The organism is Amycolatopsis sp. NPDC004625, assembly GCF_040609695.1.
In the GTDB taxonomy this organism is placed as follows: domain Bacteria; phylum Actinomycetota; class Actinomycetes; order Mycobacteriales; family Pseudonocardiaceae; genus Amycolatopsis.
Genome location: NZ_JBEXKX010000014.1, coordinates 44,495 through 67,131, shown reverse-complemented (window position 1 = coordinate 67,131; position 22,637 = coordinate 44,495). Strand labels below are relative to the sequence as shown.

Annotated in this window: 17 protein-coding genes; 1 reads left to right on the top strand and 16 read right to left on the bottom strand. The window is 70.7% G+C overall.

All coding sequences use genetic code 11. From position 1 onward, the window contains the following. Window positions 1-59 precede the first annotated feature (59 nt). From mmsB to ABZW17_RS17995, 15 genes are all read right to left on the bottom strand, one after another. A complete protein-coding gene (gene mmsB, locus ABZW17_RS18065) occupies window positions 60-1,280 on the bottom strand; it encodes a multiple monosaccharide ABC transporter permease (protein WP_354814703.1) in 1,221 nt (406 codons plus the stop codon). Further along, complete coding sequence (mmsA, locus tag ABZW17_RS18060) at window positions 1,277-2,797, bottom strand: multiple monosaccharide ABC transporter ATP-binding protein (protein WP_354814700.1); 1,521 nt, start codon at window positions 2,795-2,797, stop codon at window positions 1,277-1,279. Before mmsA ends, mmsB begins: the two co-directional genes overlap by 4 nt. Beyond that, on the bottom strand, window positions 2,794-3,897 hold the full coding sequence (gene chvE / locus ABZW17_RS18055; protein WP_354814697.1) for a multiple monosaccharide ABC transporter substrate-binding protein: 1,104 nt from the start codon (window positions 3,895-3,897) through the stop codon (window positions 2,794-2,796). Before chvE ends, mmsA begins: the two co-directional genes overlap by 4 nt. A 17-nt stretch (window positions 3,898-3,914) precedes the next feature. Further along, complete coding sequence (gene araA / locus ABZW17_RS18050) at window positions 3,915-5,423, bottom strand: L-arabinose isomerase (protein WP_354814694.1); 1,509 nt, start codon at window positions 5,421-5,423, stop codon at window positions 3,915-3,917. Window positions 5,424-5,440: 17 nt separating this feature from the next. Continuing rightward, the gene (locus ABZW17_RS18045) at window positions 5,441-6,118 is read right to left on the bottom strand and encodes an L-ribulose-5-phosphate 4-epimerase (RefSeq protein ID WP_354814691.1); all 678 of its coding nucleotides are present in this window, start codon (window positions 6,116-6,118) and stop codon (window positions 5,441-5,443) included. Beyond that, window positions 6,118-7,746: a ribulokinase gene (araB, locus tag ABZW17_RS18040; RefSeq protein ID WP_354814688.1), complete on the bottom strand. Its 1,629-nt coding sequence runs from the start codon at window positions 7,744-7,746 to the stop codon at window positions 6,118-6,120. Before araB ends, ABZW17_RS18045 begins: the two co-directional genes overlap by 1 nt. A 69-nt stretch (window positions 7,747-7,815) precedes the next feature. Beyond that, the gene (locus tag ABZW17_RS18035; RefSeq protein ID WP_354814685.1) at window positions 7,816-11,640 is read right to left on the bottom strand and encodes a LamG-like jellyroll fold domain-containing protein; all 3,825 of its coding nucleotides are present in this window, start codon (window positions 11,638-11,640) and stop codon (window positions 7,816-7,818) included. 55 nt (window positions 11,641-11,695) lie between these two features. Further along, window positions 11,696-12,679 (bottom strand): galactofuranose ABC transporter, permease protein YjfF, encoded by a 984-nt coding sequence (gene yjfF, locus ABZW17_RS18030; RefSeq protein ID WP_354814682.1) that lies wholly within the window; start codon window positions 12,677-12,679, stop codon window positions 11,696-11,698. Beyond that, window positions 12,676-13,713: an ABC transporter permease gene (locus ABZW17_RS18025; RefSeq protein ID WP_354815108.1), complete on the bottom strand. Its 1,038-nt coding sequence runs from the start codon at window positions 13,711-13,713 to the stop codon at window positions 12,676-12,678. Before ABZW17_RS18025 ends, yjfF begins: the two co-directional genes overlap by 4 nt. 14 nt (window positions 13,714-13,727) lie before the next feature. After that, on the bottom strand, window positions 13,728-15,230 hold the full coding sequence (locus ABZW17_RS18020) for a sugar ABC transporter ATP-binding protein (protein ID WP_354815105.1): 1,503 nt from the start codon (window positions 15,228-15,230) through the stop codon (window positions 13,728-13,730). Window positions 15,231-15,334: 104 nt separating this feature from the next. Beyond that, window positions 15,335-16,315, bottom strand: coding sequence for an ABC transporter substrate-binding protein (locus ABZW17_RS18015; protein ID WP_354814679.1), 981 nt, complete (start codon window positions 16,313-16,315; stop codon window positions 15,335-15,337). Between the two features lie 107 nt (window positions 16,316-16,422). After that, a complete protein-coding gene (locus tag ABZW17_RS18010; RefSeq protein WP_354814676.1) occupies window positions 16,423-17,466 on the bottom strand; it encodes a LacI family DNA-binding transcriptional regulator in 1,044 nt (347 codons plus the stop codon). A 356-nt stretch (window positions 17,467-17,822) separates the two neighbouring features. After that, window positions 17,823-18,785 (bottom strand): endonuclease/exonuclease/phosphatase family protein, encoded by a 963-nt coding sequence (locus ABZW17_RS18005; RefSeq protein ID WP_354814673.1) that lies wholly within the window; start codon window positions 18,783-18,785, stop codon window positions 17,823-17,825. Beyond that, the gene (locus ABZW17_RS18000) at window positions 18,782-19,705 is read right to left on the bottom strand and encodes a D-alanyl-D-alanine carboxypeptidase (RefSeq protein WP_354814670.1); all 924 of its coding nucleotides are present in this window, start codon (window positions 19,703-19,705) and stop codon (window positions 18,782-18,784) included. The genes ABZW17_RS18005 and ABZW17_RS18000 overlap by 4 nt, the downstream gene beginning before the upstream one ends. A 131-nt stretch (window positions 19,706-19,836) precedes the next feature. Next, entirely contained in the window at window positions 19,837-20,088 is a 252-nt protein-coding gene (locus ABZW17_RS17995; RefSeq protein WP_354814668.1) for a hypothetical protein, read from the bottom strand. Window positions 20,089-20,317: 229 nt separating this feature from the next. Here ABZW17_RS17995 and ABZW17_RS17990 point away from each other — a divergent pair, with 229 nt between their 5' ends. Next, window positions 20,318-21,781, top strand: a complete 1,464-nt coding sequence (locus tag ABZW17_RS17990) for a cellulose binding domain-containing protein (RefSeq protein ID WP_354814665.1) — start codon at window positions 20,318-20,320, stop codon at window positions 21,779-21,781. A 4-nt stretch (window positions 21,782-21,785) separates the two neighbouring features. Here ABZW17_RS17990 and ABZW17_RS17985 read toward each other — a convergent pair whose 3' ends face one another. Further along, window positions 21,786-22,580 (bottom strand): SDR family oxidoreductase, encoded by a 795-nt coding sequence (locus ABZW17_RS17985; RefSeq protein ID WP_354814662.1) that lies wholly within the window; start codon window positions 22,578-22,580, stop codon window positions 21,786-21,788. Window positions 22,581-22,637: the final 57 nt, after the last annotated feature.

The following is a 22,637-nucleotide window of genomic DNA, read 5'->3' as shown; positions in this document are numbered from 1 at the left end:
GACACGGTGAAGGCCACCTCGGGGGTGAACTCCGAGGTGGCCTTCACCTGGACCGCGCGTCAGGAGGCCGCGCGGCGCTTCGTCCAGATGTCGTAGGCCACCGCCGCCAGCAGCACGACACCCTTGACCAGCATCACGCGCTCGCTCGGCGCGCCGATCAGGGACATGCCGTTGTTGATCACCGCCATGATCAGGCCACCGGTGATCGCGCCGACGACCTTGCCGACGCCGCCCTGGACCGCCGCGCCGCCGATGAACGCCGCCGCGATCGCGTCCAGCTCGAAGTTGACGCCCGCCGTCGGGCCGGCCTGGTTGAGCCGGCCCGCGAAGATGATCCCCGCCAGCGCCGCCAGGACGCCCATGTTGACGAAGATCCAGAACGTCACCTGCTTGACCTTGACGCCCGAGAGCGTCGCCGCCTGCAGGTTGCCGCCCACGGCGTAGATGTGCCGGCCGAACACCGACTTCCCGGCCACCAGCGAGTAGCCGAGCACCAGCGCCGCCAGCAGGATCAGCACCCACGGCAGGTTCTTGAACCGGGCCAGCTGCACGACCAGCGCGAGCACCAGCACCGCGATCCCGGCCAGCTTCAGGACGAACAGCGGGAACGGGTCGACGTCCTGGCCGTAGCCCAGCCGCCCCATCCGCTTCCGCCACTGCGTGAACACGATCCCGGCCACCGCCGCGACGCCGGCCAGCAGCGACACCAGGTCGGCGCCGCCCAGCGGCCCGAGGCCGATGTTGCCCAGGTAGCCGTCGGTGAAGCCGTTCGACAGCGTGCGGATCGCGTCCGGGAACGGGCCGATGCCCTGGTTGCCCAGGACCGTCAGGGTCAGGGCCCGGAACGCCAGCATGCCGGCGAGTGTCACGATGAACGCCGGGATGCCGAAGTAGGCGACCCAGTAACCCTGCCACGCGCCGATCGCCGCGCCGACGACGAGGGTGATCAGCACCGCCAGGAACCACGGCAGGTGCGAATTCACCATCAGCACCGCCGACACCGCGCCGGTCATCGCGACCACCGACCCGGCGGACAGGTCGATGTGCCCGGAGATGATCACCAGGATCATCCCGATCGCGAGGATCAGCACGTAGCTGTTCTGCACGATGATGTTGGAGATGTTCTGCGGTTCCAGCAGCGCGCCGCCGGTGAGCACCTCGAACAGCACCACGATCAGCGCGAACGCGACGTAGATGCCGCTCTGGCGCGGGTTGATCGAGATCCTCCGCTTGGAGCGCTCAACCGGGGGCACGGCGGGCCGCGCTTCGGTCGTGGTCATTCCCGTTCCTTAGTCATGTACTGCATCAGCAGTTCCTGGGTGGCTTCTTCGCGCCCGGCCTCGCCGGTGATCCGTCCCGCCGACAGCGCGTAGATCCGGTCGCAGAGCCCGAGCAGCTCCGGCAGCTCGGAGGAGATGACCAGGACGGCCTTCCCCTGGGCGGCGAGAGCGTTGATGATCGTGTAGATCTCGAACTTCGCGCCCACGTCGATGCCGCGGGTCGGCTCGTCCAGGATCAGCACGTCCGGATCGGTGAAGATCCACTTGGCCAGCACGACCTTCTGCTGGTTGCCGCCCGACAGCTTCCCGGTGACGCTCTGCACGCTCGGCGCCTTGATCCGCAGGTCCTGGCGGTACCGGTTGGCCGTGTCGTGCTCGGCGTGCTCGTTGACCCAGCCGCGCGTGGCCAGCTTGCCCAGCCCGGCCGCGGACACGTTGCGCTGGATGTCCTCGATCAGGTTGAGCCCGTAGCGCTTCCGGTCCTCGGTGGCGTAGGCGATGCCGTGGCGCACGGCCTCCTGGACCGACCGGACCTCGATCTCCTCGTCGTGCTTGAAGATCCGCCCGGAGATGTCCTTGCCCCACGACCGGCCGAACACGCTCATCGCGAGTTCGGTGCGGCCCGCGCCCATCAGCCCGGCCAGGCCGACGATCTCCCCGCGCCGCAGCGAAAGCGACGCGCGGTCGACGACGACCCGCCCGGCCTGGGTCGGGCTGTGCACGGTCCAGTCCTCGATCCGCAGCACCTCTTCGCCGATCTCCGGCTCCCGGGGCGGGAACCGGTGCTCGAGGTCGCGCCCGACCATCCCGGTGATGATGCGCTCTTCCGTCAGCCCCGCCGCATCGAGGGTCTCGATCGTCTTGCCGTCACGCAGGATCGTGACGGTGTCGGCGATCGCCGTCACCTCGCCGAGCTTGTGCGAAATGATCACGCACGTGACGCCCTCGTCCCGCAGCCCGCGCAGCAGCTCGAGCAGGTGGGCCGAGTCGTCGTCGTTGAGCGCCGCGGTGGGCTCGTCGAGGATCAGCAGCTTGACCTCTTTGGACAGTGCCTTGGCGATCTCGACGAGCTGCTGCTTGCCGACACCGAGTTCCTGCACCGCCCGCGTGGCGTTTTCGGCGAGGCCGACGCGCTTGAGCAGCGCGCCGGCCTCGTGGTTGGTGCGGTTCCAGTCGATCCAGCCCCGCTTCTGCTGTTCGTTGCCGAGGAAGATGTTCTCCGCGATCGACAACTGGCCGCACAGCGCGAGTTCCTGGTGGATGATCACGATCCCGCGCCGTTCGCTGTCGCGCACCGATCCGAACTCGCACCGCTGCCCGTCGAAGGTGATCTCGCCGTCGTAGCTCCCGTGCGGGTAGACGCCCGAGAGCACCTTCATCAGGGTGGACTTCCCGGCGCCGTTCTCCCCGCAGATCGCGTGGATTTCCCCGCGGCGCACGGAAAGAGTGACGTCCGACAGCGCCTTGACCCCGGGGAAGGTCTTGGTGATCCCGCGCATGCCGAGCAGTTCGGTCATTTCAGCTGACCTGCCGTGTAGTAGCCCGAGTCGACGAGTTCCTTCTGGTAGTTGGCCTTGTCCACGGTGACCGGCTGCAGCAGGAAGGACGGGACGACCTTCTTGCCGTTGTCGTAGTCCTTCGTGTTGTTGACCTCGGGCTTGCCGCCCTTGAGCACCGCGTCGGCCATCTTCACCGTGGTGTCGGCGAGGATGCGGGTGTCCTTGAAGATCGTCGAGTACTGCTCACCGGCGATGATGGACTTGACCGAGGCGACCTCGGCGTCCTGCCCGGTGACGATCGGGTACGGCTGGCCGGCGGTGCCGTAGCCGTTGCTCTTCAGCGCCGACAGGATGCCGATCGACAGGCCGTCGTACGGCGAGAGCACGCCCTGGACCTTCGCGCCACCGGTGTAGGTCTTGGTGAGCAGGTCCTCCATGCGCCGCTGCGCGGTGGCCGGGTCCCAGCGCAGGATGGCCGCGCGGGCGAAGTCGGTCTGGCCGCTCTTGACGACCAGCTTGCCGCTGTCCATCAGGGGCTTGAGGACCGACATCGCGCCGTTGAAGAAGAAGGTCGCGTTGTTGTCGTCCGGCGAACCGGCGAACAGCTCGACGTTGAACGGACCGGCGCCGTCACCGAGGCCCTTGACCAGCGAGTTCGCCTGCTCGACGCCGACCTTGAAGTTGTCGAAGGTGGCGTAGTAGTCGACGTTCGGTGAATTGCGGATCAGCCGGTCGTAGGCGATGACCGGGATCTTCTTGTCCGCCGCTTCCTGCAGCTGGGTGGTGATGGCCGTGCCGTCGATCGAGGCGATGACCAGGAGCTTGGCGCCCTTGGTGATCTGGTTCTCGATCTGGTTCACCTGGGTGGGGATGTCGTTCTCGGCGTACTGGAGGTCGACCTTGTAGCCGAGCTTCTCCAGGGCGGCCTTGATGTTGTCGCCGTCGTGGATCCAGCGCTCCGACGACTTCGTCGGCATGGTGACGCCGACCAGGCTGCCTTCGGCGCTGGCGCCGGGCGCGGCCGTCTGGTCCGCGGTCTTCTGGCTCGAACCGCACGCCGACAGCGTGAGCGCGAGCCCCGCGGCGGCGAGCGCCGCGATTCCTCTGGTGAACTTCATCGTTCTTTCTTCCTTTCTCAGAAGCCCTGAGCGAGCCGGTGGTACGCCTGGTTCCAGCGGATGCGGTCGGCGAAGTCGTGCGGGGTCGTGTCCTTGTCGATGACCAGCAGTTCGACACCGAGCAGGTTCGCGAAGTCGCGAAGGGTCTCGGTGCCGACAGCCTGGGTGAGCACGGTGTGGTGCGGGCCGCCCGCGGTGATCCAGGACTCCGCGGACGTCGCCAGCGACGGCGCCGGCTCCCAGACCGCCCGCGCGACCGGCAGGTTCGGCAGCGGCTCGTCCGGCGCGACGACGTCGATCTCGTTGGCCACCAGCCGGAAGCGGTCGCCGAGGTCGACCAGGCCGAGGACGACACCGGGGCCGGGGGCGGCGTCGAACACCAGCCGGACCGGGTCCTCCCGGTTGCCGATGCCCAGCGCGTGGATCTCGCAGGACGGCTTGGCGGCGGCGATGCTCGGGCAGACCTCCAGCATGTGCGCGCCGAGGATCTTCGGCTTGCCCGGCCCGAAGTGGTAGGTGTAGTCCTCCATGAACGACGTGCCGCGGTCCTTGCCGACGCTCATCGCCTTGACCGCGGCGAGCAGCGCCGAGGTCTTCCAGTCGCCCTCGCCGCCGAAGCCGTAGCCGTCGGCCATCAGGCGCTGCACGGCGAGGCCGGGCAGCTGGCGCAGGCCGCCGAGGTCCTCGAAGTTCGTGGTGAACGCGCCGAACCCGCCGTCGGTGAGGAACTTCCGCAGCCCGGCTTCGATCCGGGCCGCGTACCGCAGCGACTCGTGCCGCGCGCCCCCGTCCGCCAGCTCCGCGACAACGTTGTAATCGTCGGCGTAACGGGCCACCAGCGCCGCCACGGTGTCCTTTTCGGACACCTGGTCCACGAGTTCGACGAGGTCGTTGACGCCGTAGGTGTTGACCGAGACGCCGAAGCGCAGTTCGGCCTCGACCTTGTCGCCTTCGGTCACGGCGACATCGCGCATGTTGTCGCCGAACCGGGCCAGCCGCAGGTTCCGCAGGTGGTCGGCGCCGATCGCGGCCCGCGCCCACGCGTCGATCCGCGCGACGACGGCCGGGTCGGACACGTGCCCGGCCACGGTCTTGCGCGGCACGCCGAGACGGGTCTGGATGAACCCGAACTCGCGGTCGCCGTGCGCGGCCTGGTTGAGGTTCATGAAGTCCATGTCGATGGTGGACCACGGCAGGGCTTCGTTGAGCTGGGTGTGCAGGTGCAGCAGCGGCTTGCGCAGCGCGTCCAGCCCGGAGATCCACATCTTCGCGGGCGAGAAGGTGTGCATCCACGCGATCACGCCGACGCAGGCGGGGTCGGCGTTGGCTTCCTGCAGCACGCGCCGGATGGACGCGGACTCGGTGAGCACGGGCTTGCCGACGATCTCGGCCGGGAGCGCGCCCGAGGCGGTGAGCAGCTGCTGGATGCGCAGCGACTGGCCGGCAACCTGCTCCAGGGTCTCCTCGCCGTAGAGGGCCTGGCTGCCGGTGAGGAACCAGAGCTGGGGTTTCGATGCCGAAGTCATCGTTCTCCTTGCGAAGGTCAGTGCTGGCCGTAGACGTTCTGGTACCGGGCGTAGAGCCGGTCGACGTCCTCGGGCGGGAGGGGTTCGGGCGTGCCGAGCTCGAAGGCCTTGTGGACGGTGCGGGCCACGTCCTCGACCATCACCGCGGCCTTGACCGCGTCACGCGCGGTGCGGCCGACGGTGAACGGGCCGTGGTTGCGCATCAGCACCGCCGGCGAGCGGCTGGAGCGAAGCGTTTCGACGATGCCGCGGCCGATGGAGTCGTCGCCGATCAGGGCGAACGGCCCGACCGGGATCTCCCCGCCGAACTCGTCGGCGATCATCGTCAGCACGCACGGGATCGGCTCGCCGCGGGCCGCCCACGCCGTGGCGTAGGTCGAATGCGTGTGCACCACCCCGCCGATCTCCGGCATGTGCCGGTAGACGTAGGCGTGCGCGGCGGTGTCCGACGACGGCGCGAGCTCGCCTTCGACGAGCTCCCCGTCCAGGTCGGTGACCACCATGGTGTCCGCGGACAGGGTGTCGTAGGACACGCCCGAGGGCTTGATGACCAGCAGGTCCCGGCCCGGGACCCGGGCCGAGACGTTGCCCGCGGTCCAGATGACCAGCTCGTTGCGGGTCAGCTCGCCGTGCAGCTTCGCCACCGTCTCCCGGAGTTCGGCGACGGTGTCGAGCACTTCACCGGTCAGGGACATCAGGAGTGTCCTTTCGCGACAGCGCGTTTGCGGGCGGCCAGCCGGTGCATGACATCGTTGCCGCCACGGCCGAAGTAGTCGTGGAGCCCGGTGTATTCGGCGTACAGCTCGTCGTAGGCGACGACGTGCGCGGCCACCGGCCGGTACACCGCGCGCTCGACCGAACCCATCGCGGCGGCGGCCGCGCGGATGTCGGCGTGGGCCCCGGCGGCGACGGCCGCGTGGATGGCCGAGCCGAGGGCCGGTCCCTGTGCCGAGCCGATCACCGACAGCGGGAGGTTGGTGACGTCGGCGTAGATCTGCATCAGCAGCGCGTTCTTCGCCAGCCCGCCCGCGATGATCAGCTCGGTGACCGGGACACCGGCGGCGGTGAACGTCTCGATGATCTTGCGGGTGCCGAAGGCGGTGGCCTCCAGCAGCGCGCGGTAGACGTCCTCGGCGCGGGTGGCGAGCGTCTGGCCGACGATCACGCCGGAGAGCTCGTGGTCGACCAGCACCGACCGGTTGCCGCTGTGCCAGTCCAGCGCGACCAGGCCGTGTTCGCCGATCTCCTGCTGCGCGGCGAGCCGGGTGAGCTCCTCGTGCGAGGCACCGGCGAAGTGCTCGACGAACCAGCCGAAGATGTCGCCGACGCCGCTCTGACCGGCCTCGTACCCCCAGAGCCCGGGCACGATCCCGCCTTCGACGACCCCGCACATGCCGGGGACCTCGCGCAGCTCGGCGCCGTTCATCACGTGGCAGGTCGAGGTGCCCATGATCGCCACCATCTGCCCGGGCTCGACGGCCTGGGCGGCGGGGGCGGTGACGTGCGCGTCGACGTTGCCGACGGCCACCGCGATGCCCTCGGGCAACCCGGTCCACCCGGCGGCCTCCGCGGACAGCGATCCGGCCCGGGACCCCAGCTGCCCCAGCGGGTGCTCCAGCTTGTCGGTCACGAAGGACTCGAAGCCGGGGGCGAGCTCGCGGAGGAAGTCGCGGCTCGGGTACTGGCCGTCCTGGAGGATGCCCTTGTACCCGGCGGTGCAGGCGTTGCGGACGTAGCTGCCGGTGAGCTGCCAGACGATCCAGTCGGCCGCCTCGACCCAGTGCCGCATGGCGGCATAGACCTCGGGCGCCTCTTCGAACACCTCGAGGCCCTTGGCGAACTCCCACTCCGAGGAGATCAGCCCGCCGTAGCGCGGGAGCCACTTCTCGCCGCGGGTGCGGGCCAGCTCGTTGATCCGCACGGCCTGCGGCTGCGCCGAGTGGTGCTTCCAGAGCTTCACGTACGCGTGCGGGCTGCCTTCGAACTCGGGCAGTTCGCACAGCGGCGTCCCGTCCGCGGTCGTCGGCACCATGGTGCACGCGGTGAAGTCGGTGGCGATGCCGACGACGTCGGCCGCCTCGACGCCGGCGTCCCGCAGCGCCGCCGGTACGGCGTTGCGGAGCACTCCGACGTAGTCCGCGGGCACCTGCAGCGCCCATTCCGGTGGCAGCGCGCGGCCCGTGGCGGGCAGCGTCTCGTCGAGCACCCCGTGCGGGTACTCGAAGACGGCGGAACCGAGTTCCGCTCCGTCGCGGACGCGCACGACCACCGCGCGGCCCGACAACGTGCCGAAGTCGACGCCGACGGTGAGTGGCTCTCCCACGTGTCCTCCCTCCTGGTTGGTGACCGGGACGCGGCGCGGGCGGCGGTGAACGCGCCGCGTCCCGGGGTTCTAGCGGCCGGTGAGGACCAGCGTCGTCACCGAATTGGCCGGCAGCGTCAGCTTCGACGTCGCGGCGAGCCCGGTGATCTCCCTGGTCTGCGGCACGATGGCGGACGGCGCGGCGAGGCTGTTGCGCCCCGCCGGGTCGCCGGTGAGCGTGGTGAGCGTGCCGGTGCCGTCGACGGCGGTGACGCCGGTGAGCGACAGCCGTGCGGTCTGCACCTGCCCGGTCGGGTTGACGAGCTTGACCGTGAAGGTCTTCCTCCCGCTCTTCGTGGTCACGTTGACCACCTGCCGCAGGGGGCTGCCCTGGTTGAGGCGGCTGGTGACGATCTGCTTGCCGAGGGTGCTGGAGAACATCTGCTGCACCCAGTAGGACGGCGAGGCGTAGCTGGTCCCGGCGTCGAACCCGATCAGGTTGACCGGCCAGTTGGACTGGTTCTCCTGCACCAGCACCGGCGCGTACATCGAGCCGATGACGACGTCGCTGTTGCGTTCGAGCCCGGTGAGGAACGCGGCCTCGCCGATCGCGGCGGCCAGCGTGCCGGTGGGCCGGCCGTCCTGGGCGCCGTACTCGCCGACGAGGATGTCCGGGCCGGAGCGGTCGGCGGTGTCGTAGCGGGTCGAGTTGTCGGTGAACCACTGCGGCGACTGGTAGTAGTGGTCGTCCGCGGCGTCCGGGCGCACCCCGGTCGACGTGCTCGACGCGGCCCCGCCCTGCAACCCGCCGGTGGTGGCGATGACGGTCAGCTGCGGGTACTTCGCCTTGATGGCGTTGAACATGTCGGTGAAGCGCCAGGCGTAGCTGCCCGAACCGTCGAACCAGTCCTCGTTGCCGACCTCGACGTAGTGCAGGTCGAACGGCGCCGGGTGGCCGTCGGCGACCCGCTTGGCGCCCCACGTGGTCGAGCTGTCGCCGATGGCGTACTCGATCTCGTCGAGGGCTTCCTGGACGTAGGCCGGGTAGTCCGCCTGACTGACGTGCTGGCCGTTGAGGGTGTAGCCGGCGAACAGGGCCAGGAGCGGCTGGGCGCCGATGTCCTCGGACAGCTTGAGGTAGTCGAGGATGCCGAAGCCGTCGGTGGACCAGTAGCCCCACGCGGTGTTCTGGTGGCCGGGCCGCTGTTCGAGGGGGCCGATGCTGTTCTTCCACGCGAACCGCGTGTCGAGGGTGTTGCCCTCCAGGTAGTTGCCGCCCGGGACGCGGAACAGGCCGAGCTTCATGGCCGCGAGCTTCTGCCCGAGGTCGGCGCGGACGCCGTTGGGCCGGTTCTTGAAGGTCGGCGGGAACAGCGACACCTGCTGGAACCAGGCGTCCCCGCTGAGGGCCTTCTTGCCCTTGTTGAGCAGCGAAACGACGATCCGGTTGTCGGTGGAGGCGGTGATCGTCGACGGCGTGGTGAAGCCGAACGTCTGCTGCGCCCACGCCGCGCCGACCGGCTGGACGTCCTTGCTCGCCAGGACCGTGCCGTCCGGCTTCTCCAGGCTGACCCGGACGCCGCCGGTCCAGCTGCCCTTGGCGAAGAAGCTGCCCGTGTACTTGGTGGACGGTTTCGCGGCGACGCCGTAGAAGCCGACGTTGGCGGCGGCCACCCGACCGGCGCGCGGGACGGCGTCGGCGTGCAGTTTGAGCGAACGGTCAAGCGCGGTGTTCAGCGGGTTCGCCGTGTCGATCGAGTAGCTGCCGGTGGCGCCCGCGGAGGTGACCAGCGACCAGTACGGCACCGGCGTGTTGCCCGCGCCGCTGCCGGGCTGGTAGCCCTCCTTGAACGTGCGGTTGCGGACGAGCTCGGCGTAGAGGCCGCCCTCGACCGAGTGGCTGATGTCCTCGAGGATCGAGCCGTAGGTGGTCGGCCGGGTGTTGGCGCGGACGACGTTGGCGTCGACGGCCAGCTGGTTCGCCCCGGCGAGGGCGCCGATCTGGGCCGCGGTGAGCGGGAAGCGGCGCAGTTCGACCTCGTCGACGGCGCCGGTGAAGCCGGAGCCGACGGTGAACGGGGCCGCCGCGGTGCCCGAGGCCGGGCAGGCGGAGACGTCGAGCGTCGTGCCGGTCGCCGTGCCGCAGGTGCCGGTGACCGCGGAGGCGTCCCCGTCGGCGTAGACGGTGAGCCGCTGGGCCGCGCGGTCGAGGACCAGGGCGGCGTGGTGCCAGTTGCCGTCGGCGAGGCCGCCGCCGTTGGTGGTCACCTGGATCGTGCCGACGCGGGCGGTGAGCTTGCCGCCGGTCACGCCGAGCGCGTAGCCGTCGCCGTGGTCGACCAGGGTGCCGGATGCGGTGGTGCGGAACCAGGCGGCCAGCGACAGCGAGCCGGTGCCGGTGTCGAAGGCGGGCGAGGCGCCCATGTCCACAGTGGACTTCCCGTCGAGCTGGACGGCCTTGCCCGCCGCACCGGCGGTCCAGGTGGCCCCCTTCAAGGTGCCGTCGGCGGCGTTGGCCGACGAGTCGCGGGCCACCGCGCCGGTGCCCTCGTCGAAGTGCCACGAACCGCTCGCGGCCAGCGCGGCGACGGCGGAGGAGGTCAGCGGCGTCGGGTACGCGCGGACGTCGTCGATGCCGCCGGCGAACCAGTCGGCGGGGTTGCCGGCCCACTTGCCGCGGCCGATCTCCAGGTGCCCGCCCGCGGTCCACGGCGTGGTGAACGGGACGCTCTGCTGCAGGGTTCCGTTGACGTACAGGGAAAGCGTGCCCGCCGCGCGGTTGTAGACGCCGACGACGTGCTGCCACTGGTCGGCCTGCGCGGGCAACGTCGACACCGCCGAGGACGAAGCGGTGTCACCGTCGCCCGCGCGGCGCGTGAAGGCGAAGCGGCCGTCGGCGGCGCGCTGGAGGTAGAAACCGCTGATCGTCGAGCCGTCGACGCTCACCGCGGTCCGGAAGCCGGCGGCCGCGGTGGGCTTGAGCCACGCCGACACCGAGAAGCTCTGCGCGGTGTCCACGACCGGGGCCGGGACGTCGACCGCGGCGTCGGTGCCGTTCAGCGCGACGCCGTGCGGGCCGACGACGCCGTCACCCCAGGCCGCGCCGCCGGTCAGGGTGCCGGTGCGCAGGTCGAGGGAGTCGTCGGCGGTGGTGGTGCCGGTGCCCTCGTCGAGGCCCCAGTGCCCGGCGATGGCCAGGCGGCCGGCGTCGGCGGCGGTCAGCGCGCCCGCGTAGGCGCGGACGTCGTCGATCGAGCCGTCGACGAAGTCCACCGGGTTGCCGCCGTACTTGCCGCGGCCGATCACCAGGTGCCCGGTGCCCGCCCAGGCGGTGGGTGCGGCGACGGTGGTCTGCCGGGTGCCGTCGACGTACAGCGACAGCGTCGACGCGGCGGCGTCGTACACGCCGGTCAGCTGGTACCACTGACCCGCGACGGGGTCGAAGTTCGCGCCCGCGACGACGCCGTCGGTCGGCGCGTCCCCGGCCAGGCGGGTGAAGGCGAACCGGCGCGAGTCGTCGCGGAACTGCAGGAAGAAGTTGCTCACCTGGGCGCCGTCGACGCTGACGAACGTCTGGTAGCCGGACGTCTTGTCGAGCTTGACCCAGCTGCTCACCGAGAAGCTCGCGGTCGTGTCGAGCACCGGCGCCCCCGCGTCGGCGAACCCGGTGGCACCGTCGGTGGTCAGCGCGCCGCCGCGGATGCCCGGGCCCCAGCCCGCGCCGCCGGTCAGCGTGGCCGGGTGGGCGCCCGCGGTGTCGGCGGCGGTCGTCCCGCTGCCGTCGTCGAACGCCCAGTGCCCGGCCAGGCCCGGCGCGGCGCCGGCCACGGCGGCCGGCGCCGCCGCGAGGGGAACAGCGGAACACAGCGCCAAGGCCGCGAGGACGGCCACCGGCCGCCGCAGTCTGCGGAGCATGACTCTCCCTTGAGTGTGAGCGCTCACATGATCCACCGGCCCGGTGGACCGGGTGTCAGCGGGTCCGTCGGGTGACGAGGCGTTGCAGGACGATGAAGACGAACAGGAGGGCCCCGGTGATGATCGAGGTCCACCAGGAGTTGAGGGTGCCGTCGAAGGTGATCAGGGTCTGGATGATGCCGAGCACCATGATCCCCAGCACCGTCCCGAGCACGTACCCGGAACCGCCGGTGAGGATGGTGCCGCCGATGACGACCGCCGCGATCGCGGTCAGCTCCAGGCCGACGCCGTTGAGCGGGTCGCCCGAGGACTTGTAGAGCACCAGCAGCAGCCCGCCGAGCGCCGAGCAGACGCCGCTGATCGTGTACACCGCGATCTTGGTGCGGCCGGTCTTGAGACCCATCAGCATCGCGGACTGCGCGTTGCCGCCGATCGAGTACACCGTGCGCCCGAACCGGGTGAAGGCCAGCACGTAGGCGGCCGCGGCGACGACCACGAGCGCGACGACCACGCTGATCGAGATGTGCAGCTCGCCGCCGAGCGGGATCTGCGTCTGGGCCAGGGTGGCGATCGTCGCGTTGTCGATCGAGTACGCCTCGGTGGTGATCGTGTAGCAGAGGCCGCGGGCGAAGAACATCCCGATCAGCGTCGCGATGAACGGCTGGATCTCGAAGAAGTGGATCAGCGCGCCCATCCCGGCGCCCAGCAGCGCGCCGACCACCAGCACCACGGCGATCGCCGCGTACGCCGGCCAGCCGTGCTTCTGCAGCAGGTCGCCGGAGACCACCGTGGACAGTGCGACCACCGAGCCGACGGACAGGTCGATGCCGCCGGTGAGGATCACGAACGTCATGCCGACCGCGACCACGAGCAGGAACGCGTTGTTGATGAACAGGTCCAGGACGACCTGGCCCGAGCCGAACGCCTCGTAGCTCGAAGCGCCGAAGATGTAGGCGCCGATCAGCAGCGCCATCGTCGCGAGGATCGGCAGGTGCCGCTGCTGCGGCCGGTAGCCCTTGACGCGGGCGAGCGTGGTCATGCCGTGACCTCCACCTTCTCCGGAGCGGGCGTGGTCGCCGGCTGCCCGGCCGCCGGTGTCCGGCGGCGCCGCAGCTTCCGGCGGAACGCGGGCGACTGCAGCAGGCACACCGCCAGCACGACCAGGGCCTTGAAGAGCATGATCGCCTCGGGCGGGATGCCCAGGGCGTAGACGGTGGTGGTGAGCGTCTGGATGAGCAGCGCGCCGATCACCGAACCGCCGAGGGAGAACCGGCCGCCGGTCAGCTGGGTGCCGCCGACGACGACGGCGAGGATCGCGTCGAGTTCGATGAACAACCCGGCGTGGTTGCCGTCGGCGCTGTGCACGTTCGCGCTGATCATCAGCCCGGCGATGCCCGCGCACAACGCGCAGAAGACGTAGACGAGCCAGGTCAGCCGGGCCGAGCGCAGGCCGGCCAGGCGGCTGGCCTCGGGGTTGCCGCCGACCGCCTCGACCAGCAGGCCGAGCGCGGAGCGGCGGACGAGCACCGACGCCAGCACGAACACCGCCAGCGCGATGAGGATGGCGCTGGGCAGGGTGACCAGGAACCCGCTGCCGATCCACTCGAACGAGTGGGAGTTGACGGTGATGATCTGGCCGTCGGTGATCAGCTGGGCGATGCCCCGGCCGGCGACCATCAGGATCAGCGTGGCGATGATCGGCTGGATGCCCAGGGCCGCGACGAGCCAGCCGTTCCACACCCCGAGCACCAGCGACAGCCCGAGCGCCAGGCCGAACGCGATCAGCGTGGTGCCGATGCCGTCGGCGTTGTCGCTGACCCACAGGCAGGCGAGCGCGCCGCTGATCGCCACCACCGAGCCGACCGAGAGGTCGATGCCGCGGGTGGCGATCACCAGCGTCATGCCGATCGCGATGAGGATCAGCGGGGCGCCGTTCTTGAGGATGTCGACGAGGTTCCCGTAGAGGTGCCCGTCCCGCAGTTCGATCTTGAAGAACGACGGGCTCGCGATCAGGTCGCCCAGCAGCAGCACCAGCAGGGCCACCACGGGCCAGAAGAGCCGGTGTTTCGTCATCCCTTTCACGGCAGTCACGCCTGCACCCCCTCGGCCATCGTGGCCATGATGTCGTCCGCGGTGAGCGCCTGGTTTTCCCGCTCCGCCACGACCTTCCGGTCCCGCAGCACCACGACGCGGTGGCTCAGCCGCAGGACCTCCTCCAGTTCGGCGGAGATGAACACGACGGCCATCCCCTCGCCCGAGAGCTGGGTGACCAGTTTCTGGATCTCCGTCTTGGCGCCGATGTCGATGCCGCGGGTGGGCTCGTCGAGGATCAGCAGCCGTGGTTCGGTGATGAGCCAGCGGGCCAGCAGCACCTTCTGCTGGTTGCCGCCGGAAAGGTTGCCCACCAGGGCCTCGGGGTTGGCGGGCCGGATGTCGAGCGCCTTGACGTACTTCTCGGCGATTTCGTCCTGGCGGCGGCGCGACAGCGGCCGCGCCCAGCCGCGGGAGGCCTGCAGCGCCAGCACGATGTTCTCGCGGACCGTCAGCTCCTCGACCAGGCCTTCGGCCTTGCGGTTCTCGGAGAGGAACGCGATCTTGTGGTCGAGCCCGGCGCGCGGGGTCCGCAGCGAGGCCGGGTCGCCGTCGATCCGCACCGTGCCGCTGTCGGCGTGGTCGGCGCCGAAGAGCAGCCGGGCGAGCTCGGTGCGGCCGGAGCCGAGCAGACCGGCCAGACCGACCACCTCGCCGGCGTGGATGGCGAGGTCGAAGGGCTGCACGCCGCCCTTGCGGCCGACGCCTTCGGCGGCCAGCAGCACCGGTGCGCCGGCGACCTCGGCCCGGCTCGGGCCGGAGTCCTCCAGGTCCTCGAGGACCTGGAGCTCCTTGCCGATCATCCGGGTGACCAGTTCGACCGGCGTGATGTCGGCGGTGCGGTACTCGCCGATCAGCTTTCCGTTGCGCAGCACGGTCATCCGGTCGGCGATGGCGAAGACCTGGTCGATGAAGTGGGAGACGAACAGGATCGCCAGGCCCTGCTCGCGCAGGGACCGGACGACCGTCAGCAGCCGCTCGACCTCCCCGGCGTCCAAACTGGACGTCGGCTCGTCGAGGACGAGCACCCGCGCGTCGACGTCGAGCGCGCGGGCGATCGCCACCAGCTGCTGCACCGCGATGGAACAGGTGGAGAGCTCGGCCGAGACGTCGACGTGGACGTCCAGCCGGGCCAGGAGTTCCTCGGCCCGCCGCCGCATCGCGCCCCACTGGATGCGGCCGAAGCGGCGGGGTTCGCGGCCCAGACAGACGTTCTCGGCCACGGACAGGTTCGGGCAGAGGTTGACCTCCTGGTAGACCGTGCTGATGCCGGCCTGCTGGGCCTCGCCGGGCCCGCTGAAGGCGACGCCGCCGCCGTTCAGCTCGATCGTGCCCGCGTCCACCCCGTACACCCCGGTCAGCACCTTGATGAGGGTGGACTTGCCGGCGCCGTTCTCGCCCATCAGGGCGTGGACTTCGCCGGGGTACATCCGGAAGTCGACCCCGTCCAGGGCGAGGACGCCGGGGAACTCCTTGCGGATACCACTCATCCGCACCATGGGCTGCGGTTCAGGCATGTGCTGTGCTCCGGAGTGGACGCGGGGGTCGTGAGTGGTAGGGCGTGTTAGAACGCGCCTTACCACTCACGACCCGCGGGCGGGTGTCAGTACTGGCGCTGCGGCAGGGCGGCCTTGGCCGACGCCTGGTCGAACTCGGTCTCCTGGGTCTCGATGCGGGCGGGCACCTGCTCGCCGGCGGCGACCTTCTTGACCAGGTCCATCAGCTGCGGGCCGAGCAGCGGGTTGCATTCGACGACGTGGTTGATCTTGCCGTCGGCCAGCGCCGTCAGCGCGTCCTTCACACCGTCGACCGAGACGATCTTGATGTCCTTGCCCGGGACCTTGCCGGCCGCTTCGATGGCCTCGATCGCGCCGAGGGCCATGTCGTCGTTGTGGGCGTAGAGCACGTCGATCTTGGGCTGGGACTTCAGGAAGGCCTCCATGACCTCCTTGCCCTTGGCGCGGGTGAACTCACCGGTCTGCGACGCGACGATCTTGTACTTCGGGTCCGCCGCGATGACGTCCCCGAAGCCCTTCTTGCGGTCGTTGGCCGGGGCCGAACCGGTGGTGCCCTGCAGCTCGACGATGTTGACCTGGCCGGTGGCGCTGCCGAACTCCTTGGTCAGCCACTCCCCCGCCTTCTTGCCCTCGGCGATGAAGTCCGAGCCGAGGAAGGTCTTGTAGAGGGACTTGTCCGGCGAGTCGATCGCACGGTCGGTCAGGATGACCGGGATGTTGGCGGTCTTCGCCTCCTTGAGCACGGTGTCCCAGCCGGACTCGACCACCGGCGAGAAGGCGATGACCTTGACCTTCTGCTGGATGTACGAGCGGATCGCGGAGATCTGGTTCTCCTGCTTCTGCTGCGCGTCGGAGAACTTCAGCTCGATCCCGGCGGTCTTGGCCGACTCCTGGATCGACTTCGTGTTCGCCGTCCGCCAGCCGCTCTCGGCGCCCACCTGGGCGAAGCCGAGCGTGATGGCCCCGCCCGAACCGCCGGACGAACCGCCACTCCCGCAGGCGGTGAGCAGCACGAGTCCGGCCGCCGCGGCCGCCGCGGCGGCCCATCGCTTCTTCAGCACGTTCACTCCTCGATCGACGATGATCAGTGGGGAAACCTGGGTGGAACTCTGTGACACTTGCGTGTTAGCGCTAACAATCCCTGCGGAACCACCGGTCCGCGCCGGCCGCCGCGCTACCGCGGTCCGGTGCTTTCGCGCACGATCAGCTCGGGGACGACCAGGGCGCGCGCGTGCCGGTCGCCTCCGTCCATCCGCCCGGCCAGGAGGCCGAACGTACGCCGTCCGACTTCGATGAAGTCCTGGCGCACCGTCGTCAGCGGCGGCGTGAAGTACGCCGCCTCGGGGACGTCGTCGAAGCCCGCCACGCGCACGTCCCGCGGCACCGAGATGCCCGCTTCGGCGAACGCGCGCAGCAGACCGAGTGCCATCTGGTCGTTGCCGGCGAAGACGGCGTCCAGATCCTTTTCCTTGGCGAGGGATCGCCCCGCCTCGTACCCCGACCGCGAGCTCCAGTCGCCGCGGATCACCCGCGGGACGCCGACACCGTGGCGTTCCAGGGTTTCCCGCCAGCCGAGTTCGCGGTCGCGGGCCTCCAGCCAGTCCTCCGGGCCGGCGATGTGCCACACGGTCCGGTGACCCAGCGCCAGGAGGTGTTCGGTGGCCCGGCGGGCGCCGTCGCGCTGGTCGACGGAGATGACCGGCACCGGTGCCGCCTCCCCGCCGCCGACCGCGACGACCGGGAAGTCCGCGGGCGCGGCCTCCAGGGCCCGGCCCGCGGTGACGTGCGGGGCGATCACGATGATGCCCTCGACCGCCTGGCGGCGGAGGTTTTCCACCGCGTCGGCGATCGACGACCGCCCCGGCCGGCTGACACTCGAGATCGTGATCGCGTACCCGGCTTCCCGGGCGGCGTTCTCGATCCCGTACAGCGTGCTGGCCGGACCGTACAGATTGGACTCGAGCGCGACGACGCCGAGCGTGCCGGTCCGCCCGGTGACCAGCGCGCGAGCCGCGGAATTGGGCCGGTAGCCCAGCTCTTCGATCGCCGCGAGCACCCGGGCCCGGGTCTCGGGGCGCACCGGGCCGGTCCCGTTGATCACCCGGGACACGGTCATGTGGGACACGCCCGCGACCCCGGCGACGTCGGTCAGGCTCGGCTGCCGCGTCCCGGCCGCGGTCGCCTTCAGGGGTCCGCCGGAGCGGGGTCGTTCGGCCACCGGCGTCCCCTTCCGTCCGCTCCGACCTGGTCCGCGTCACCTGTTCCGGTGACGACGAGGAGTTAGTGTTAGCGATAACACCCACGGGGTCAACCCCGGGTCGCGTAACGGTCTAGTCACGTGGCCTTCACACGCCCCTGACGCCGCGTTCGACGGCCCGACCTGCGCGGAGCGTCGTTTGAAATTCACCGCCCGTCAGCGCGGCCCGGTGTTCAAGCGCATGTTCGCGGTCTCCCGCGGCCGGTTACCACAGCCCGCGGCAAGCCGACCCTCCAGGTACGCAAGCCGACCCCCCAGGTACGCGAGCCGACCCTCCGGGTACGCGAGCCGTCCCTCCGGGTACGCCGGTCCGCCGGTCAGAGGGCCAGGGTGGCGGCGACCGGGAGGTGGTCGCTGCCGGTCGCGGGCAGCGACCACGACGCCAGCGGCCGCACCCCGGCGACGAAGATCTGGTCGATCCGGGCCAGCGGCAGCCCGGCGGGCCAGGTGAAGCCGAAGCCGTCGCCCGCTTCCTCCTGCGCGACCTGCATCCGCGCGGTGATCGGCGCCAGCGCGCGGTCGTCGGCGGTGCCGTTGAAATCGCCGACGAGCACGGTCCGTGCCGCGGAATGCTCGGCGATCGCGTCCGCCAGCAGCTGCATCGCGGCGTCGCGGCCGCCCGCGGTGAACCCCGCGTCCAGCCGCACCCGCACCGACGGCAGGTGCGCCACGAACACCGCCACCGGCCCCTTCGGAGTGTCCACTGTGGTCCGCAGCGCCCGCGTCCACGGCATGATCGCCACCGGCCGCGTGTCGCGCAGCGGGAACATGCTCCAGACCCCGACGGTCCCCTGGACGGAGTGGTACGGGTAGGCCGCGGCCAGTGCGTCTTCGTACTTCGGGACCTCGGACTTCTTGAGCTCCTCGAGCGCGATCACCTGGGCGCCCGCGGCGGCCAGGGCCCGCGCGGTGCCCGCCGGGTCCGGGTTCTCGTCGTTGACGTTGTGCGACACGATCGTGAAGTCCCCGCCGGCCTGCCGCTTGTCGAACAGCCGGCCGCCGAAGAACCCGCCCCAGACCAGCGTCGGCAGCAGGAGGGCCACGAGCGCCAAAGCCGAGCGCCGGAGCAGCGCCGCGACGAGCAACGGCACGACGAGCAGGCCGGTCCAGGGCAGGAACGTCTCCAGCAGGCTGCCGGCGTTGCCCGCCCAGTTGGGCACCAGCGGGTGCGCGAGCAGCAGCACCGCGGTCAGGACGGCGAAGGCGGTGATGACACGCCCGCGCCGCCACGTCCCGCTCCACCGCCCCGGGCGCACCGGCCGTTCGGTGGTGGCGGTCACCGGGTGGCCGCCGGCAGTTCCCGCTGGATCGCCGCGATGAGCTTCCCGCTGGTCTCCAGCGCGGCCCGCAACCCGGCCGCCGGGGTGCCGCCCGGGCTCTGGTGCAGGACCACGCCGAGGATCAACGCGCCGTTGCCCGCCCGCGCCGCCCACATCAGGGCGCCGCCGGCGGCGGTCGACGAGCCGGTCTTCAGCCCGATCACGCCGTCGCGCCCGAGCAGGGAGTTCGTGTTGGCGATCGGCCCCGGCACGCCGTCGACCCGCAGGTCCGCGGTCGCGACGATCGCGCGGATCACGGGGTTGCGCATCACCTCGCGCGCCAGCCGCAGCTGGTCGGTGGCGGTGCTCGTGGTCGAGTCCTCGACGCCGCTGGCGCCGGTGTAGGTGGTGCTGGTCATCCCGAGCGCGGCGGCCTCGCGGTTCATCTTCGCGACGAACGCCTCCTGGCTCCCGGCGTCCCAGCGGGCCAGCAGGCGGGCGACGTTGTTGCCGGACGGGACGAGCATCAGGGCCAGCAGGTCCCGTTCGCCGATCCCGCGGCCCGCCCGGACCGGCGCGCTCGACTCCTCGGCCGAGTTCGCCTCGGCTTCGGCCTGCTCGTCGACGGTGATCTCCGGGCCGGCTTCGCCCGGGCGCAGCGGGTGGTCCTTGAGCACCACGTGGGCGGTCATCACCTTCGTGACGCTGGCGATCGGCACCGGCCCCCGCTCACCGCGGCTGCCGAGCGAGCCCAGGTTCTGCACCTCGGCGCTCGCCTGCCCCTCGGCGGGCCACGGCAGCGGCAGGTCGACGACCGGGCGGGCGGCGATCGCGCGCCCGGCGGTTTCGGGCGGGAACACGACCCAGCAGACGGCGGCGAGCACCACGGCCGCGGCGGCGGCGAGGCCACCGGCGACGGGTGGGATGCGGGTTCGGGCCATCGGTCTCCTCCGGGTGCCGGGTGCGCTCGGGGAAGCGCACACCGGTCACTGTGTCCGGAGAAGATCGCCGGCCCGTCGGGGTTGTTCGACAGGTCTGAATCAGAAATGTCCCGGTTGTGTCCCGAACCCGGTCACGTCGAACGCTGGATGCAGTCCAGGCCCACGCCGAGCGAGGTGGCGACGTACTGGCAGACGTGCGAGGCGTGCGCCGCGTCGGTCTGCGTGCAGGCGACCGGCACGCCCAGGACGTCGACCGAGCAGTAGGCGTAGAACTGGGTCGTGCTGCCGGGGACCATGTCCGCCGACGCCGGAGCCGCCGTGACGGCCACCGCGGAAACCGTGAGCGCCGCGGCCGCCGCCCAGGAAGCGATTCGGGTCTTCATCGTGCTCTCCTCCCGCGAACTTTCCCCTGCTGTCAAGGGGTTCACCGGGGAGAATTCCCCGTCCGGCCCGCACCCAGCGCGGGGTCACCGTAAAGTGTCACACCTCGCCAGCGTTCACGTACGTGATCGACGTTCATCCTGTTGACGAATTCCGGGATGGTCGCCTATAAAGAGAACGTCCGGGTGTCCGCCGCACACCTCCGCAGTTTTTCCGTTCCGGAGGCCGTCGGTGTCCCTGCGAAAACCCGTTTTCCTCGGTGTCACAACCATTTCCGCGGCCGTTGCCGTGCTCGCCCTGGGCGGGCCCGGCACCGCACGGGCCGCCGCGCCGGACCTGTCCGCCACGTTCGCCCGGTCATCGGTCTGGACCAGTGGCTACAGCGGCGGCTACACGATCACCAACCGCGGCGACGCGGCCGCCGCCGGCTGGACCGTCGAGTTCGACCTGCCCGCCGGCTCGGCGGTGACCGGCTCGTGGAGCTCGGTGCGGACGCAGGCCGGGCCGCACTACCGGTTCACCAACGCGGGCTTCAACGGCACGGTCACCCCCGGCGGCACCGCGAACTTCGGCTTCACCGTCACCGGCACCGGCCTCCCGGTCGCGTGCACGGTCGACGGCGTCCCGTGCGACGGCGGCGGCCAGGTGACGACGACCCCGGTACCCCCCACGACCACCACACCCACGACGACCACGACCACCACCACTCCCCCGCCCACCGGTGACGTCGTCGACGTCTCGACGGCCGCCCAGCTGCAGGCGGCGCTGGCCGACGCGGCACCCGGCCAGGCGATCCGGCTCGCGGCCGGCACCTACCACGGCTCGTTCGTCACGACGAAGGCCGGCACGGCGGCGAAACCGATCCGGCTGTCCGGCCCGGCCAACGCGGTGCTGATCAACGACGGCCCCTCGGGCGACGCCCCCGACTGCCCGGTGCCGACCGCCGGCTGGGACTCCGGCTACGGCCTGTGGCTCTTCGGTGCGCCGTACTGGACGTTGAGCGGGTTCACCGTGCAGGAGTCCAAGAAGGGCATCGTCGCCGACAACTCGCCGCACACCACGATCGACGGCGTCACGGTCCACCACATCGACGAGGAGGCGGTGCACTTCCGCCGTTCGTCGGCCGACAGCGTGCTGAAGAACTCCACGATCACCTACACCGGCCTGGTGCAGCCGGGCTACGGCGAAGGCGTCTACCTCGGCTCGGCCAACTCGAACTGGGGCTGCCACGGCAACTCCGGCGGCGTCGACCGCGGCGACCGGATCCAGGTGCTGGACAACCACATCGGCCCGTTCGTCGCGGCGGAACCGATCGACGTCAAGGAGGGCACGTTCGACGGCGTCATCCGCGGCAACACCTTCGACGGCCGCGGCATCACCGGCGAGAACTCGGCGGACTCCTGGATCGACGTCAAGGGCATCGGCTACACGATCGAGGGCAACACGGGCACGTTCGCCCCGCCCGGGGTGTTCGCCAACGGCTACGAGAACCACAACACGAGCACGAGCCCGTCGTTCGACAACGGCTGCGGGAACGTGTGGCGCGGCAACAAGTCCGACCTCGGCGGCGTGGGCGAGTACGCGATCAGGATCAGCTCGGTGTCGAAGTGCGCGGCGCGGCCGAACGTGGTCTACGCGTCGAACACGGTGACGAACGCGCGCTCGGGGCTGACGAACATCCCCGTCACGCCGTAACGTCTCACGGCACGATCGAGTCGACGTACCCGCCGTCCACGCGGACCGCCGCGCCCGTGGTCGCCGAGGCGAACGGGGAACTCAGGTACACCACCAGGTGCGCGATCTCCTCGGGCTCGATCAGCCGCTGCAGCAACGATTGCGGGCGGTGCTGCTTCATGAACTCGCGCTGGGCCTGCTCCCACGGCAGGTCCTTGTCGACGAGTTCGTAGACGAAGTCCTCCACCCCGCCGGTGTGGGTGGGCCCGGCGATCACGGCGTTGACCGTGACGCCGGTGCCCGCCGCGTGCTTGGCGAAACCACGGGACACGCCCAGCAGCGCCGTCTTCGACACTCCATAGTGGATCATCTCGGCCGGGATGACGATCGCGGAATCGCTGGCGATGTACTGGATCCGGCCCCAGCCGCGCTCGGTCATGCCCGGCAGGTACGCGCGGGTGAGGCGGACCGCCGCCAGGACGTTGACCTCGAAGTAGTGCCGCCATTCCGCGTCGGTGATGTCCAGGGGCTCCTGGGCGCCGAAGATGCCGAGGTTGTTGACCAGGATGTCGGCGTCCGGCACCTCCTCGACCACCTGGGCGGCCCCGGCCTCCTCGGAGACGTCGCCCGGGGCGGGCAGGAATACCGCGTCCGGGACCTCCTCGCGCAGCCGCGCGATGGCCTTGTGGACGCCGGTCTCGCTGCGGCCGTTGATCGCGACCCGCGCGCCCGCCGCCGCCAGGCCGGTCGCGATCGCCGCGCCGATGCCCTGGGTGGAGCCGGTGACCAGCGCCGTCTTCCCGGTCAGGTCGACCAGCATCGTGAAAGCCCTCTCTCGCTCGAGTGCCTCCCCGGGCCGATTCAAGCACAGCTCGCC